Below are 14,399 nucleotides of genomic sequence, written 5' to 3'. Positions count from 1 at the left end.
ACGCGACTCGGTGGTGCGGAGGGGGTCAGCTCGCCGTGCAGGTCACCGCGGGGGCGGCGGGGGTGCCGGTGGAGCTGCCGATGAAGCCGAAGCTGGTGCTGGCCCCGGCACCGAGCTTGCCGTTGTAGCTGACGTTGGTGGCGGTCACGTTCGACCCGCTGCTGGTCAGCGTCGCGTTCCACGCCTGGCTGATGGACTGGCCGCTGCCGAGCGTCCACTTCGCCGTCCAGCCGTTGATGGCGGCGGAGCCGGCTGTCACCTTGACCTCACCCTGGAAGCCGCCCTGCCACTGGCCGATGATCGTGTACGTCGCCGTGCAGCCGCCGGTGGCCGGCGGGGTGGTCGGCGGGGGCGTCGTGGTCGGCGGCGGGAGGGTCGGCGTCACGGTCGTCGACGGCGTGGGCGTGACGATGCCGCCGTAGACCGACGCCTCCTTCGAGGTCGCCTTGATGCCGTTGGCGCCGTTGAAGATGCGCTGGCCCCACGTGGTCAGGGCGGCCGGGTTGAAGTTGGTGGTCATGTCGAGGTATTCGACGCCGCCGCCGTTGCCGCTCCACGACCAGCCCAGGTAGCCGATGCCGTTGGCCTGCGTGTACGACAGGATGGTGTCCTCGTCGGGGTTGCCGTCGGAGTGGTCGAAGCCGAACTCGCCCACCACGATCGGCAGCTTCGCGGTGCGGAACCGGCCGAGGTAGTCGGAGATCTCGGCGGCCGTGTCGAAGACGCCGTACATGTGGATGGAGAAGACGGTGTTCTTCTGCGGGTCGGCCGCGAACACCGACGCCGCGTTGTCGCGCATGGTGAACGACCAGTCCTGGCCCCAGTTGGGGGCGTCGACCATGATGGTGTGCGCGAGGCCGGCGGCGCGCAGCCGCTTGATCGCGTTGGCCGAGTCGGTGGCCCAGGTGCCGTAGCCCTGGTTGCCGTACGGCTCGTTGCCGATGTTGACGATCACGTACTTCTCCTGGCCGGCGAGGGCGCTGGAGATGCTCAGCCAGTAGTCGACCGCCCGGTCCAGGGTGATCGCGCCGCTCTGCTCGCCGTAGCCGGTGGTGTCGTGCACCTCCAGGACGCAGATCAGCTTGTTCGCCTTGCACAGGGAGATGACGTTGGCGACGTCGGCCGTGTCGTTCTTGGCCCAGCGGTCGCCGCTGGCCAGCACCACCCGCACCGTGTTCGCGCCGAGCGCCTTGATGTTGGCGAAGGAACTGGTCTGCTGCTGGTACCAGGTGTGGGCGTGGTTGACGCCGCGCATGATGAACTCGTTGCCGTTGGCGTCGTACAGCTTGCCGTTGGAGACGGAGAAGCCGGCGGCGGCGTGCGCGGGCTGCCCGAAGGCGAACACGGCGGCGAGGACCGTCAGCAGGGCGACGCCCGCGACGGAGAGACGTTTTCTCATGGCCTTCCTCAGGGAGGGTCAAACCCCGTGCCCGGCGGGGGTGCGGTGGTGGTGACGAAGAAGGCGGCTGGCCCGTCAGCCGCCGTCCGGCTCCGAGACGGCGCAGGCATCAGCGTAGGCCGATCGCTGATGCGGGGCAACCGGTTCAGTGAGTCTTGGCTCAGCGGGGATGTCCTGTGGCGGCTCGCGGGGCAGCGAGCCGCCACAGGTGCGGTCATCCCCACCACAGGATGCGACGCCCCCAGCCTGAACCGGTTAAGGCCGGACCTTACCACCCAGGGCCGCCCCGTCAAGGCCACGACGGCCGTCGAGGGTTGACCGACTCCCACGGGGGTATGCGGAGTGGATCGGGAGAGCGAAGGAGATGCGCCATGGTCAACATCGGCTACACCCTGATGTGCGAGCAGGCCGGGCCGAAGGAACTGGTCGACTACGCGGTGCGCGCCGAGGCCGCCGGCTTCGACCAGCTGGTGATCTCCGATCACTACTATCCCTGGCTCGACTCCCAGGGCCACTCCCCGTACGCCTGGTCGGTGCTCGGCGCGGTCGCCCACGCCACCAGCCGGGCCGAGCTGATGTCCTTCGTGACCTGCCCGATCCGCCGCTACCACCCCGCCGTGGTGGCGCAGAAGGCCAGCACGATCGGGGCGCTGTCGGACGGCCGGTTCACCCTCGGCCTGGGCGCCGGGGAGAACCTCAACGAGCACGTCGTCGGCGGCTGGCCGCACGTGCAGCAGCGGCACGAGATGTTCGAGGAGGCGCTGCAGATCATCCGGCCCCTGCTGAACGGGGAGACGCTGACCTTCTCCGGCAACCACTTCGACGTGCCCGACGCGTACGTCTGGGACCGGCCGGAGCGTCCGGTGCCGATGGCCGTGGCCGCGTCCGGCCGGCAGTCGGCGACGCTCGCCGCCGACTACGGCGACGGCCTCGTCGCCACCGAGCCCGACGCCCACCTGATCCAGATGTACGACGACGCGGGCGGCGCGGGGCAGCCCCGGTTCGGCCAGGTCGCCATCTGCTACGGCCCCGACGAGGCGGAGTGCCGCAAGATCGCACACGACCAGTTCCGCTGGTTCGGCATGGGCTGGAAGGTGAACGCCGAACTGCCCGGCCCGGAGTCGTTCGCCGCCGCGACGGAGTACGTCCGCGAGGACGACGTCGCCGAGGGGATCTCCTGCGGCCCGGACACCGACCGGCACGTCACGGCGTTCAAGAAGTTCGTCGACGCCGGCTTCACCCACGTGGCGCTGGTGCAGGTCGGCGGCGACACCCAGCCCATGTTCCTCGACTGGGCCCGGGAGGAGCTGCTCCCCCGGCTCCGCGAGCTGTGAGGCGGCTGCGGCTCGCCCTGGCCGCGCCCCGGCCCGCCGCCGGACCGGCCGCGGTCGCCGCGGCGGTACGCGCCCTGCTCGCCCCGTCCCTTCGGAAGGTGGCCTGATGCGCATCGGCAACACGGAGATCCGCCCGGCGGGCGGGGGCCTCGGCTGCCTGCTGATGATCCTGTTCTCGGTCGTCGCCTCGATCCTGCTGACCGTCCTGCTCAACCTGATCCGGTAGCCCGGCGGCCCTGCCCTGCCCGGCCCCGGCCCGGCGACCCGCCCTCACGACGGCTGGATCACCGGCCGGCAACGACGCGTCCGGTCCGGCATCGACCGGCGACTCAGCGCAATTCTCGCGGCCAGCGACACCACTCCCACCGTTCCCTTTGCTCTGCACCCACATACGCATCGCTAACGCAGCGCAACCGAGCCGTTCGCCCCGCACAATCCACCACCTTCCCTCCCGCGCAGCTCGCGGTGGGTGCTGCGTCGATGGGTGCAGAGCAAAGGGAACGAGCGCACTTCGGTGGCGCCGCTGGAGAATTGCGCAGAGTGATGCCAGCCGCACCTCGCAACCGATCGCCCACCACCATCACGGAAAGTGATAGCGCCCCAACGATGCCGACAGGGGTGTCAGGGGCGGAGGTTCAGGGCTGCCAGGAGGGCCCGGGTGGCCTCGCGGACCGGGGTCAGGACCGACGCGTTCAGCCAGCGGGCCGCCGGGGTGACCGTGTGCCGCCAGGCGGCGCGCAGGGCGCGGCCGAGTGGGGCGACGGTGTGCCGCCAGGCCCAGCGCAGGGCCAGCCCGACCGGGCGCAGCAGCAGCCGGTGCAGGGCGCGCAGGATGCGCCCGGCGAGCCGCCAGGCATAGGACAGGGCCGTCCAGGCCAGCCGCAGCAGCCACCACAGGCCGCGCCCGAGGGCCGTCAACGCCGGGCCGAACAGCCGCCCCACCAGGCGTACCAGCGGCACCACCAGGTGCCGGATCAGCCAGTCCACCGCCACCACGACCAGTCGCGCCACGGGCCGGACCAGCGTCCGGAGCGCCCAGCTGAGCGGACGCCGCACCAGGTGCCGCGCCAGCCACGTCAGGGGCACCCAGAGCAGGTGGTACGCGAGCCAGGCGAGCGGGCGCAGCACCCAGGCACGCAGGGCCCTGCCCAGCGGGCTGAGCAGCCACCGGTGCAGCAGCCGCCCGGCCCCGACGAGCAGCTCCCACAGCAGCCGGACGGGCAGCACCACGACCAGGGCGACGCCCCGGGCGAACGCGGCGACCAGCGGGGGCGGCGGCTCGGGGCGGGGGGTGGGGCGACCGGTCACGCCGGCGAGCCTAGTGGCCTGCGGCAACCACGCGGCGGCGGCCGGCGCGGCGGCGCGGGCGGCGGTCAGGCCGGGCGCAGGTCGAGGTCGGCGAGCACCGGGTAGTGGTCGGAGGCGTACTCGGTGTCGCCGCCGCGCACGACGACGCAGGACCGGGCCAGCCCGGCCAGGGCCGGCGTGCCGAGGAGATAGTCCAGCCGCATGCCGGAGAACTCCGCGCCGCCGCCGTGCCGCGTCGGCGCGGTCGGCCCCTCGTCGTCGGCGGGGGCGAGCGCGGCGTACAGGTCGACCAGGCCGGCGGCGGCGAGCCGGGCCACCGCCCGGGTCTCCACCGTCCGCCCGTCCCGACGCAGGTGCCGACGCCGGTACGCGGCCGGCAGCCGGGCGACGCGGTCGGTGTGGTCGACGCCCGGGGCGAGGGTGTTCAGGTCCCCGGCCAGCAGCGCCAGCGCGCCCCGCCCCGCGCCGGGGGCCCGGCCGACCGCCCCCGCCAGCCAGCCCGCCTCGACCCGCCGCCGCAGCCCCGAGTACGGGTCGAGGTGCGCGCCGATCATGGTCAGCGGACCGGCGTCGGTGGCCACGGTGACGCGTACCGCGGCGTGGTGGAACGGGCGGCGGACCGGACCGGCCGCGACGACCCGCAGCGGCGGGCGGGCCAGCACCGCCACGGGCTGGCCGAAGCACGACCGGGCCAGGTACGGCTCCATGCCCACGGCGGCGGCGAAGCCGGCCAGCACGCCGCCGGAGTCGAAGCCGCGCAGCTCCTGCGCGGCCAGCAGGTCCGGCCGGTGCGCGGCGACGACCCGGGCCACCCGGTCCAGGCGGCCGGGACCTGTCCGGTCCCGACCGCCGGTCTTGATGTTCCAGGTCATCACCCGCAGCATCGGGTCAGTCGGGGCGGCCGGCGGTGGCCAGCTCGTCGTCCAGCTCGTCGACCTGTTCGGACTCGATCGCCGGCCGGTTGCCCTCGGCGAGGTCGGCGTTGGGGCGGATCACCCAGTAGAGCAGGCCGATCCACAGGGCGCTGAGCAGGATCGCGCCCATGAAGTCGGTCGGGTGGTGCATGCCCCGGTACATCCGGGAGACCGCCACCCCCACCGGCATGACCACCGCGGCGGCCACGAAGATCCAGCGCCACCAGCGGTCGGTGCGGGGGAACACGATGAGGGCGATGGCGAGCCAGAGGCAGATGGTGGCGGCGATGTGCCCGGACGGGAACGACGAGGTGGGCATCTGCCCGTCGAGGTTCTCCACGGGCGGGCGGGGCCGGTCGACGGCGCGGGCGGAGGCGAGGAAGAGGGTCAGCTCGCCGATCATCGCCAGCGCCACGAACAGCACCGGCCGCCAGCGCCGCCACACGGCGAGCACCAGCGGGCAGAAGACCAGCGACACCAGCAGGATCGCGTGGGTGTCGCCGAACTTGCTCCACCACCAGCTCAGGTCGGTCAACGCGTCGGTGTGCCGGTCGGCGAACCAGCGCGGGACCTCGGTGTCGAGGGTGCCGAGGAACGTGTCCTTGGCGTGGTAGCTGACGAACATGCCGAACGCGTACAGCACGCCGAACACCAGCACCCAGCCGACCAGCAACTCGGCGACGGCCGAGCGGGGGTGCTCCAGCACGTGCTCCTCGGCGGGGGCCGGGGCGATGTCGCGGCCCGCCTCCGGCTCCAGGCCCTCGGTCAGCGGCGGCACCGGCCGGCCGCGCTCGCGCCGCCACAGCCGGAAGGCGTACGCGGTGACGCCCAGCCAGGCCGCGCCGAGCAGCCAGCCGCCGAGCACGTCGGAGACGAAGTGCACGCCCAGCGCGATCCGGGTCAGCCCGATCAGGGCCACCAGCACGGCGGCGACGGCGATGGCGGGCTTGCGCCAGCGGGGCGCCATGGCGGGGAGGAAGACCAGCAGGATCGCCCCGTACGCGACGAACGAGCCGAGGGCGTGGCCGCTGGGGAAGCTGTTGCCGGGGGCGCTGGCCAGCGGCACGTCCACCACGGGGCGCAGGCGGCCGACCAGGGTCTTCAGCGACGGGTCGAGGATCAGCCCGCCGACCCCGGTGATGATCAGATAGACGGCGAGCCGGGCCTGCTTGCGGATCAGCAGCCCGAGCACGGCGACGCTGACCAGCCAGATCAGCACGGGCCGCCCGCCGAGGTCGGTGATCGCCTGCAACACGGTGACCAGGGCGTGGTGCGGGGCGACGAGCCCGTTGAACCACTCGGCGGCCTCGTGGTCGGCGTGCTGCAGCGGGCTCCACCGGAAACGCACCAGCATCAGCAGCAGGCCGAAGGCGACCCCCGCGCCGACGACGGCCACCAGCCCGGCGATGCTCCGCTCGGCGAAATGGCCGAGTGGTCGCCGCACCACCTCTTTGACCGCGGTCACCCCGCACCTCCCTTGTCTGCTCTGGCGAGGCGATTTACCCGGTCCGGGCCTCCCGTACACCGGGGGGTGTCGCGGCCAGGTCTACAGGGCGCTCATCTCGCCGGTGTCGTGGATCTCCTCGCGTTCGGTCTCGGGCTGCCACAGGTCCGGCTGGGCGGGCTCGGGCACCCCGATGCGCATCGCTTCGAGCTGGGCGGCGAAGGCCAGCCCGCCGAAGAGCGCCATCCCGGTGAGGTTGGCCCAGAGCAGCAGCGCCATCATGCCGGTCAGGGCCCCGTAGGTCTGCCCGAACCCGTCGCTGAACCGCACGTACGCGGCGAGCAGCAGGCTGGCCAGCCACCACAGGGCGGTGGCGATGCCGGCGCCGAAGAACAGCCAGGACAGGCCGGGCTGCTTGCGGCGGGGGGCGTGCCGGAACAGCAGGGCCACGGCGAGCACGGTCAGGCCGAGGCTCAGCGGCCAGCGGACCACGTCCCACGCGAAGGTGGCGACGTCGCCCCAGGCGTAGTTGAGGCGTACCGAATCGCCCATCGCCCCGCCGCCGACCAGGATGAGGAACCCGGCGAGCGCCGGGACGCCCGCGACGAGCGCGAGGACGGCGGCGCGCAGGTATTTCCACAGGGCCGGGCGGTCCCGCTCGACGCCGTAGATCCGGTTGGCACCGCGCTCGATCTGGGCCATCGTGGTGGTGAGCGCGACGAGGCCGGTCAGCAGGCCGAGGGTCAGCGCCAGCTCGCCGGCGTCCTCGGTGCGCTCGCCGGAGTCGAGCAGCTCACCGACCACCTGCTCGCTCTGCCCCGGGGTGAGGGCGAGCACGGTGTCGGCGACGACCCGGCCGCCCTCGTCGGCGCCGAGGTCGGTGATCAGGCCGGTGAGGGCGATCAGGAACGGCACCACGGCGAGGCAGAGCTGCAACGCGAGGGCGCGGGAGTGACTGAACCCGTCGCCGTAGCGGAACCGGACGAACGCGTCCCGCAGCAGGCGCCAGCCGCCGTGGCGGCGCAGTGTGTGCCAGGCGTCGTCGGCGGAGAGCTCCTCGTCGGCCATGAGCCGGGTCTCGGGCACCATCCTGGTGCTACTCACGGCGGGCCTCCTCGACCAGCTCCTCGCCCCGCTCCCCGGCTGCCTCGGCGTCGGCGGCCAGGTCGGGTGCCTCCTGCGGCTGCGGCACGCAGAGCCAGAGGGCGCGGGGGCGGATCTCGGCCGCCAGCCGCCGCCCCGGAGCGATGAGGTCCCCGTCGAGCTCGCGCGGCTGGGCCCGGTTGCTGGTGACCTCCACCCGGCGGGCGCGGTAGACCTCCATCCGGGGGACGCTGCCCCGGCGGCGCACCAGCGCCCAGCCCATGGCCAGCCAGTGGCGCAGGGTTCGCGGGGTGAGCACGGCGACGTCGAGCCAGCCGTCGTCCGGTTCGGCGTCGGTGAGCAGGGTGACGCCGCCCTGGAGGCGGCCGACGTTGGCCACCAGCACCGAGCGGGCCCGGCGGCGCAGCGGCGGCCGGTCGTCGATGCGGATGGTGACCCGCATCGGCCGGTCGCGCAGGTGCCGGGCGGCCCCCATCACGTACGCCGGCCAGCCGATGCGGGCCTTGGTCGTCTCCGAGGTGGCGTCGAGCATCTGGGCGTCGAAGCCCATCCCGGCCATGACGGTGAAGTAGGCGTCGTCGACCGCGCCGACGTCGAGCTGGCGGCGGCCCTGCTCGACGGCCACCTCCAGCCCGGCGGCCAGGTCGGTGGAGAGGCCGAGGTTGGCGGCGAGCAGGTTGCCGGTGCCCTGGGGCAGGACGGCGAGGGCCACGTCGGTGCCGACCAGCGCGCTGACGCAGGACATCACGGTGCCGTCGCCGCCGCAGGCGAAGACGACGTCGACCCCGGCGGAGACGGCCTTCTCGGTCTGCCCCCGGCCCGGGTCCTCCGGGGTGGTCTCGAACCACAGCGGTGCCGGCCAGGCGGCGGCGCCGAGCGCCCCGTCGACCGTCTCGCGCAGCTCGTCCAGGTCGGCGACCTTCACCGGGTTGACCACCACGGCGGAGCGCAGCCCGCCGGTGTGGTCGGCCGCGCGCGCGTCCCGCGTCGAACGCGTGTTCTGCTCAGCATCCACGGCGTCAGTGTGCGCCACATCGGTGCGGGCGGCGAGCCGGCGACCGGTGAGGTTGCGCGCACCGAAAACAGGTTTACGGGGCCGGGGTGCCCGGAACCGGCCGCGCCGCCGGCCACGGTGCGTAAGGTACGCGTCGCTGGCACAGGGGGACCGAGGCTCGTCGCCCTGCGTTGCTTCGTGCCCGCACCGCCCGACGCCGCCCGCCCCCCTTTGCTCTGCACCCACGGGCGCAGCACAGCGCACGAGCTGTGGATACACGGAATCGCGCAGAGTCACGCGACACCACGGTCGGCCACTATCCGCATACCGTTGCGTGGATGGGTGCAGAGCAAAGGAGGGCGGACGGCAACGCCGCCGCCGGAGAGGCAATCACCCTGAGTGACATGAAGTCGACAGGGTGGGCCGTCGGTGAGCGGGCGAGGAAGAAGAGGCGTGGGAGGGAGTCGGGCCACGGGCCACAGGCGGCGGGCGGCGGGCCGCGGGCGGGAGAAGTGCGAGGGGAGGGAACGAGGAGAGGCGAGGGGAAGGGGAAGGACGAGGGGAACCGCGAGGCGAGGGAAGGTCCGGAGGACCGGGTGGACCGGGCGGGGCGGCTAGGCCGCGGCCCGCAGGGCCAGCTCGACCCGGCGACGCAGGTCGTCCAGGTCGAGCCCGGCCTCGGTGAGCACCAGCGCGGCCGGACCGCCGCCCTCGCGCAGCAGCCCGAGCAGGATGTGCTCGGTGCCGATGTGCCGGTGCCGCAGCCGCAGCGCCTCGCGCAGCGAGAGCTCCAACGCCTTCTTCGAGCGGGGCGAGAACGGGCCGCCGGGCCGCTGCCGCTGCCGCCATCCCCACCGGCGGCGCGGGGCGGGCACCGCCGCCGCACGCAGCGCGTCGGGACCGAAGGACTCCTCGATCCGGGCGACGATCGCGGCCAGGTCGATGCCGATCTCGCGCAGCGCGGCGGCGTCGGCCTCGGCGAGCCCCGCGTCGCCCTCGGCGGTGTGCCGGGCCACGGCGGCGCGCAGGTCGGCGGCGCGGACGCCTGCGGCGGACAGCACCCGGCTCGCCAGGTTGTCGGGGTCGGCGAGGACGGCGAGGAGCAGGTGCTCGGTGCCGATGGGGCGCCGCCCGGCGGCCCGCGCCTCGTGGGTGGCCTGCTTGACCACCTCGCGGGCCCGGTCGGTGAACCGTTCGAACATCATTCCTCCCAGGTGCTCGGGACCGCCGGTCGCCCGGCGTGCTTCTTGTGGACCGCCTGCCGGCTGACCTCCAACGCGTCGGCGATCTCCTGCCAGGACCAGCCCTGCCGTCGGGCGTTGTCCACCTGGACCACCTCCAACCGTTCGAGCAGCCGGCGCAGGGCGCGCACGGCACGCAGGCCGACCCGGGGATCGGTGCTGCCGGCCGCCGCCGCGAGTTCCGTCGCGTGACTCATGGTGTCAACATACGTTGACAGCAAGGTTGCGTCAACCAGAGTTGACAGCGGCGCCGGCCGGGCCGGCGCGATACCGGCCCCCGCCGGGCCGTCGGCCACTACGCTCGGTCGCAGGGATCGGACCCGCCGTGCGCGCTGTCGGGGGAGGTGAGGCCGGATGACCCCACCCGCCGACGCGCCCGTGGTGGCCGCACTCGGCTCGCCGGAGTCCGCCGGGCAGGTCGTCCGGCTGGCCGCGCGGGAGGCCGCCGGTCACCGCCGTCCGCTGCGCCTGCTGCACGCCTTCAACTGGTCGGCGGCGCTGGAGGCCCCGTCGGTGACCGGCCCGCGCGCCCGGGCCGAGGAACTGCTCGAACAGGCCGCCGCAGCCGCCGGCGAGGCGGAGCCGGCGGTGCCGGTCAGCGGCGAGATCGTCGAGGGCGCGCCGGTCGCCGCGCTGGTCCGCCGCTCCGAGTCGGCGTTCCTCGTCGTCATCGGCGACGGCGGGATGGCGCGCTGCGGCGCGTGCATCCCCGCCGACGCACCGGCGGTGCAACTCGCTGCCCGGGCCGGCTGCCCGGTGCTGGTGGTCCGCCCCGAGCCGCCACCGCAGGGCCCCGTCCTCGTCGGCGTCGACGGTTCGGCCAGCTCCCGTACGGCGCTGGCGTTCGCCTTCGGCTGCGCCGCCCGCCGGTCCGCCCGGCTGCTCGCCGTGCGGGTCGTCGAGCCGCCGCCCGAGGACCGGCCGCCCGACACCGCCGGCACCCCGCCGGGCACCGACCCGAACGGCCCGCACGGCCGGCACGACGCGTACGACCGGCACGGCCTGGGGACCGCGCACGCCGAGCTGGCCGACGTGGTGGCCCGGTGCGGACGCCGGCACCCGGAGGTGTCGGTCGAGTGCCACGTCGTGGTCGGCGACCCCGGCGCGGTCATGGTCGAGCAGTCCCGCTCCGCGCAGCTGACCGTGGTGGCCGCCCGGGGCGACGAGCCGCTGCGCGGGATGCTCGGCGCGGTCAGCCAGTCGCTGCTCTACCACTCCCCCGCGCCGGTCATCGTCGTGCGTGGACTGGTTTCCACCGCACCGGGCGGGGCATGACGTCCCCACGGTCCGGGACCAACGGCCCTGATCGATCTCCGCCCGCACCGCGAAGCTGGACGTGGCCGGGAAAACCCGGCACCCCGGATGCGAACGTCCCCGATCCGCGAGAGGCTAACGCAGCATGGACACCGCTGTAGACCTGCACAGCCCCCTGACCGAAGACGAGCTGCGCCGGCTGGACGCCTACTGGCGTGCCGCGAACTACCTGACCGTCGGGCAGATCTACCTGCTGGACAACCCGCTGCTGCGCGAGCCGCTGCGGCCCGAGCACGTCAAGCCCCGGCTGCTGGGGCACTGGGGCACCAGCCCGGGCCTCAACCTGCTCTACGCGCACCTCAACCGGATCATCGTCAACCGGAAGCTGCCGACGATCTTCATCACCGGCCCCGGTCACGGCGGTCCCGCCCTGGTGGCCAACACGTGGCTGGAGGGCACCTACAGCGAGCTCTACCACTCGGTGAGCCGCGACGAGACCGGCATGCAGCGGCTGTTCCGCCAGTTCTCCTTCCCCGGCGGCATCCCGAGCCACGTGGCACCGGAGGTGCCGGGTTCGATCCACGAGGGCGGCGAGCTGGGGTACGCGCTGAGCCACGCCTACGGCGCGGCGTTCGACAACCCCGACCTGCTGGTCGCCTGCGTCATCGGCGACGGCGAGGCCGAGACCGGCCCGCTGGCCGGTAGCTGGCTGTCCAACGTCTTCCTCAACCCGGCCCGCGACGGGGCGGTGCTGCCCATCCTGCACCTCAACGGCTACAAGATCGCCAACCCGACGGTGCTGGACCGCATCCCCACCGACGACCTGCTGGACATGATGCGCGGCTTCGGCTACCAGCCGTACGTCGTCGCGGGCGACGACCCGGCCACGGTGCACCAGACGCTCGCCGCCACCCTCGACCGGGCGGTCGACGAGATCGCCGCCATCCAGCGCCGGGCCCGCTCCGGCGCACCCGTCGAGCGCCCCCGCTGGCCGATGATCATCCTGCGTACGCCGAAGGGCTGGACCGGCCCGGCGGTCGTCGACGGCAAGCAGGTGGAGGGCACCTACCGCGCCCACCAGGTGCCCATCGCCGAGGTGCGCGACAACCCGGAGCACCTGGCCGAGCTGGAGCGCTGGCTGCGCAGCTACCGGCCGGAGGAGCTGTTCGACCCGACCGGCGCGCCCGTCGCCGAGTTGGCCGCGCTGCCGCCGACCGGTGACCTGCGGATGAGCGCCAACCCGGTCACCAACGGCGGGCGGGTGCTGCGCGACCTGGAGCTGCCGGACTTCCGCCGGTACGCCGTCGACGTCCAGCAGCCCGGCGAGCCCGCGGTCGGCGCGACCGGCGTGCTCGGCGCGTGGGTCCGCGACATCATCACCGCCAACCCGCGCACCTTCCGCCTCTTCGGCCCCGACGAGGTCGCCTCCAACCGGCTCGGCGCGGCCTTCGAGGTCACCGACCGGGCGTTCGTCGCCAACCGGGTCGACGGCGACGACCACCTCTCCCCCGACGGCCGGGTGATGGAGGTGCTGTCGGAGCACCTGTGCCAGGGCTGGCTGGAGGGCTACCTGCTGACCGGCCGGCACGGCATCTTCACCAGCTACGAGGCGTTCATCCACATCGTCGACTCGATGGTCAACCAGCACGCCAAGTGGCTGAAGGTGACCCGGAGCATCCCGTGGCGGGAGCCGGTGGCGTCGCTGAACTACCTGCTGTCGAGCCACGTGTGGCGGCAGGACCACAACGGCTTCTCGCACCAGGACCCGGGCTTCATCGACCACGTGGTCAACAAGAAGGCCGAGGTGGTCCGGGTCTACCTGCCGCCGGACGGCAACACCCTGCTCTCCACCATGGACCACTGCCTGCGCAGCCGGCACTACATCAACGTGGTGGTGGCCGGCAAGCAGCCCGCCCCGAACTGGCTGACCATGGACGAGGCGATCCAGCACTGCCGGCGCGGCCTGGGCATCTGGGACTGGGCCAGCACCGACGACGGCGAGGAGCCGGACGTGGTGCTCGCCTGCGCCGGTGACGTGCCGACGCTGGAGACCCTGGCCGCCGCCGACCTGCTGCGCCAGCGGCTGCCGGAGCTGAAGGTGCGGGTGGTCAACGTGGTCGATCTCATGCGCCTCCAGCCGCCGTCGGAGCACCCGCACGGCCTGCCCGACAACGAGTTCGACACCATCTTCACCCGCGACAAGCCGATCATCTTCGCCTACCACGGCTACCCGTGGCTGATCCACCGGCTCACCTACCGGCGCGCCAACCACGACAACCTGCACGTGCGCGGATACAAGGAGGAGGGCACCACCACCACGCCGTTCGACATGGTGATGCTCAACGACCTGGACCGGTTCCACCTGGTCATCGACGTGATCGACCGGGTGCCGGGGCTGGCCGCGCGCGCCGCGCACCTGCGCCAGGAGATGGTGGACGCCCGGCAGGCGTGCCGCGACCACACCCGCGAGTACGGCGAGGACGACCCCCGGGTCGTCGAGTGGCGGTGGATCCGGGAGACCGACACCGAGCTGGGGAGCGGACAGTGAGCGGTGACGAGATCCTCGTCGGCTACGACGGTTCCGCCGACGCCACCCTCGCCCTGAACTGGGCGCTCGACGAGGCGGAGCACAGCGGCCGGCCGATCCGCCTGGCGTACGTCTTCGAGTGGGTGACCGTGGCCGGCTGGGTCGGCCCCGGCGTGGCCCCCGGGATCTGGCCCGACGACACCGCCCGCCGGCAGGTCGAGGAGCTGGTCGCGAAGGCCGCCTCCGACGCCGCCGCCGCGCGGCCCACGGTCACCGTGCACGGGGAGGTGTTCGACGGGCCGCCGGCCCTGGTGCTGGAGGAACGCTCCGCCGAGGCGGGCCTGCTGGTGCTCGGCAGCCGCGGCCACGGCGGGTTCGGTGGCCTGCTCGCCGGCTCCACGGCCGTGTCGGTGACCGCCCACGCGCACTGCCCGGTGGTGGTGGTCCGCGACGGCGACACCCCCGCCGGGCGCACGGGCCGGGTGGTGGTGGGCGTCGACGGGTCCGACACCTCGCTGCTGGCCCTCGGGTTCGCCGTCGAGCGGGCGGCCCAGCGGGGCGTCCCGCTGCACGTGGTGCGGGCCTGGGAGCCGTCGGCCGACCGGGACCTGGGCGCCGACGACGCGGCGGCGGCGGAACGGGCGGCGCTGGACGGGCCGCTGGCCGGCTGGCGGGAGACGTTCCCCGACGTCGCGGTGACCGTCGACGTGGTGGCCGGCCGCCCGGCCGGCGCGCTGGTCGAGGCGAGCCGGGACGCCCAGCTCGTGGTGGTCGGCAGCCGGGGCCGGGGCGGGCTGCGCGGCATGCTGCTCGGCTCGGTCGGCCAGCAGCTCCTGCACCACGCCCACTGCCCGGTGGCGGTGGTCCGCGAACGCTGACG

At 73.7% G+C, this 14,399-nt stretch carries 12 protein-coding genes; 4 read left to right on the top strand and 8 right to left on the bottom strand.

All coding sequences use genetic code 11. The features are described 5' to 3' along the window. Positions 1 to 25: 25 nt before the first annotated feature. Positions 26 to 1,399, bottom strand: a complete 1,374-nt coding sequence (locus ACVMYR_RS26615; protein ID WP_396793061.1) for a cellulase family glycosylhydrolase — start codon at positions 1,397 to 1,399, stop codon at positions 26 to 28. Positions 1,400 to 1,770: 371 nt separating this feature from the next. Here ACVMYR_RS26615 and ACVMYR_RS26610 point away from each other — a divergent pair, with 371 nt between their 5' ends. After that, positions 1,771 to 2,733, top strand: coding sequence for a TIGR03557 family F420-dependent LLM class oxidoreductase (locus tag ACVMYR_RS26610; RefSeq protein ID WP_457123045.1), 963 nt, complete (start codon positions 1,771 to 1,773; stop codon positions 2,731 to 2,733). 621 nt (positions 2,734 to 3,354) lie between these two features. On the opposite strand, the gene ACVMYR_RS26605 is transcribed toward ACVMYR_RS26610, so the two are convergent. From ACVMYR_RS26605 to ACVMYR_RS26575, 7 genes are all read right to left on the bottom strand, one after another. Then, positions 3,355 to 4,041 carry a hypothetical protein gene (locus ACVMYR_RS26605; protein ID WP_457123044.1) on the bottom strand — a complete coding sequence of 229 codons (687 nt, stop codon included), beginning with the start codon at positions 4,039 to 4,041 and terminating at the stop codon, positions 3,355 to 3,357. Positions 4,042 to 4,106: 65 nt separating this feature from the next. Then, positions 4,107 to 4,925 (bottom strand): endonuclease/exonuclease/phosphatase family protein, encoded by an 819-nt coding sequence (locus tag ACVMYR_RS26600; protein ID WP_457123043.1) that lies wholly within the window; start codon positions 4,923 to 4,925, stop codon positions 4,107 to 4,109. A gap of 4 nt (positions 4,926 to 4,929) precedes the next feature. Further along, positions 4,930 to 6,420: a phosphatase PAP2 family protein gene (locus ACVMYR_RS26595; RefSeq protein ID WP_457123042.1), complete on the bottom strand. Its 1,491-nt coding sequence runs from the start codon at positions 6,418 to 6,420 to the stop codon at positions 4,930 to 4,932. Positions 6,421 to 6,501: 81 nt separating this feature from the next. Continuing rightward, entirely contained in the window at positions 6,502 to 7,503 is a 1,002-nt protein-coding gene (locus ACVMYR_RS26590; protein ID WP_077936898.1) for a YihY/virulence factor BrkB family protein, read from the bottom strand. After that, complete coding sequence (locus ACVMYR_RS26585; protein ID WP_457123119.1) at positions 7,496 to 8,455, bottom strand: diacylglycerol/lipid kinase family protein; 960 nt, start codon at positions 8,453 to 8,455, stop codon at positions 7,496 to 7,498. Before ACVMYR_RS26585 ends, ACVMYR_RS26590 begins: the two co-directional genes overlap by 8 nt. A 656-nt stretch (positions 8,456 to 9,111) precedes the next feature. After that, entirely contained in the window at positions 9,112 to 9,699 is a 588-nt protein-coding gene (locus ACVMYR_RS26580; protein ID WP_457123041.1) for a Clp protease N-terminal domain-containing protein, read from the bottom strand. Next, on the bottom strand, positions 9,699 to 9,935 hold the full coding sequence (locus ACVMYR_RS26575) for an HTH domain-containing protein (protein ID WP_043962604.1): 237 nt from the start codon (positions 9,933 to 9,935) through the stop codon (positions 9,699 to 9,701). Before ACVMYR_RS26575 ends, ACVMYR_RS26580 begins: the two co-directional genes overlap by 1 nt. 157 nt (positions 9,936 to 10,092) lie before the next feature. Here ACVMYR_RS26575 and ACVMYR_RS26570 point away from each other — a divergent pair, with 157 nt between their 5' ends. The 3 genes from ACVMYR_RS26570 to ACVMYR_RS26560 all read left to right on the top strand — a co-directional run bounded on the left by ACVMYR_RS26570 (position 10,093) and on the right by ACVMYR_RS26560 (position 14,397). Then, positions 10,093 to 11,013, top strand: a complete 921-nt coding sequence (locus tag ACVMYR_RS26570) for a universal stress protein (RefSeq protein WP_457123040.1) — start codon at positions 10,093 to 10,095, stop codon at positions 11,011 to 11,013. Positions 11,014 to 11,137: 124 nt separating this feature from the next. After that, entirely contained in the window at positions 11,138 to 13,540 is a 2,403-nt protein-coding gene (locus tag ACVMYR_RS26565; protein WP_077936894.1) for a phosphoketolase family protein, read from the top strand. Next, positions 13,537 to 14,397: a universal stress protein gene (locus tag ACVMYR_RS26560; RefSeq protein ID WP_077936893.1), complete on the top strand. Its 861-nt coding sequence runs from the start codon at positions 13,537 to 13,539 to the stop codon at positions 14,395 to 14,397. The genes ACVMYR_RS26565 and ACVMYR_RS26560 overlap by 4 nt, the downstream gene beginning before the upstream one ends. Positions 14,398 to 14,399 lie beyond the last annotated feature (2 nt).

Source organism: Micromonospora sp. PTRAS2 (genome assembly GCF_054052245.1).
Note: the sequence above shows the minus strand (reverse complement) of the source record. Positions and strands in the feature narration are given on the sequence as shown.

What these genes read in the sequence shown, in the direction of transcription:
- ACVMYR_RS26575 (WP_043962604.1), bottom strand. Translation starts at nt 9,935, where the DNA reads ATGAGTCACGCGACGGAACTCGCGGCGGCGGCCGGCAGCACCGATCCC.
- ACVMYR_RS26610 (WP_457123045.1), top strand. Translation starts at nt 1,771, where the DNA reads ATGGTCAACATCGGCTACACCCTGATGTGCGAGCAGGCCGGGCCGAAG.
- ACVMYR_RS26570 (WP_457123040.1), top strand. Translation starts at nt 10,093, where the DNA reads ATGACCCCACCCGCCGACGCGCCCGTGGTGGCCGCACTCGGCTCGCCG.
- ACVMYR_RS26565 (WP_077936894.1), top strand. Translation starts at nt 11,138, where the DNA reads ATGGACACCGCTGTAGACCTGCACAGCCCCCTGACCGAAGACGAGCTG.
- ACVMYR_RS26600 (WP_457123043.1), bottom strand. Translation starts at nt 4,925, where the DNA reads ATGCTGCGGGTGATGACCTGGAACATCAAGACCGGCGGTCGGGACCGG.
- ACVMYR_RS26615 (WP_396793061.1), bottom strand. Translation starts at nt 1,399, where the DNA reads ATGAGAAAACGTCTCTCCGTCGCGGGCGTCGCCCTGCTGACGGTCCTC.
- ACVMYR_RS26580 (WP_457123041.1), bottom strand. Translation starts at nt 9,699, where the DNA reads ATGTTCGAACGGTTCACCGACCGGGCCCGCGAGGTGGTCAAGCAGGCC.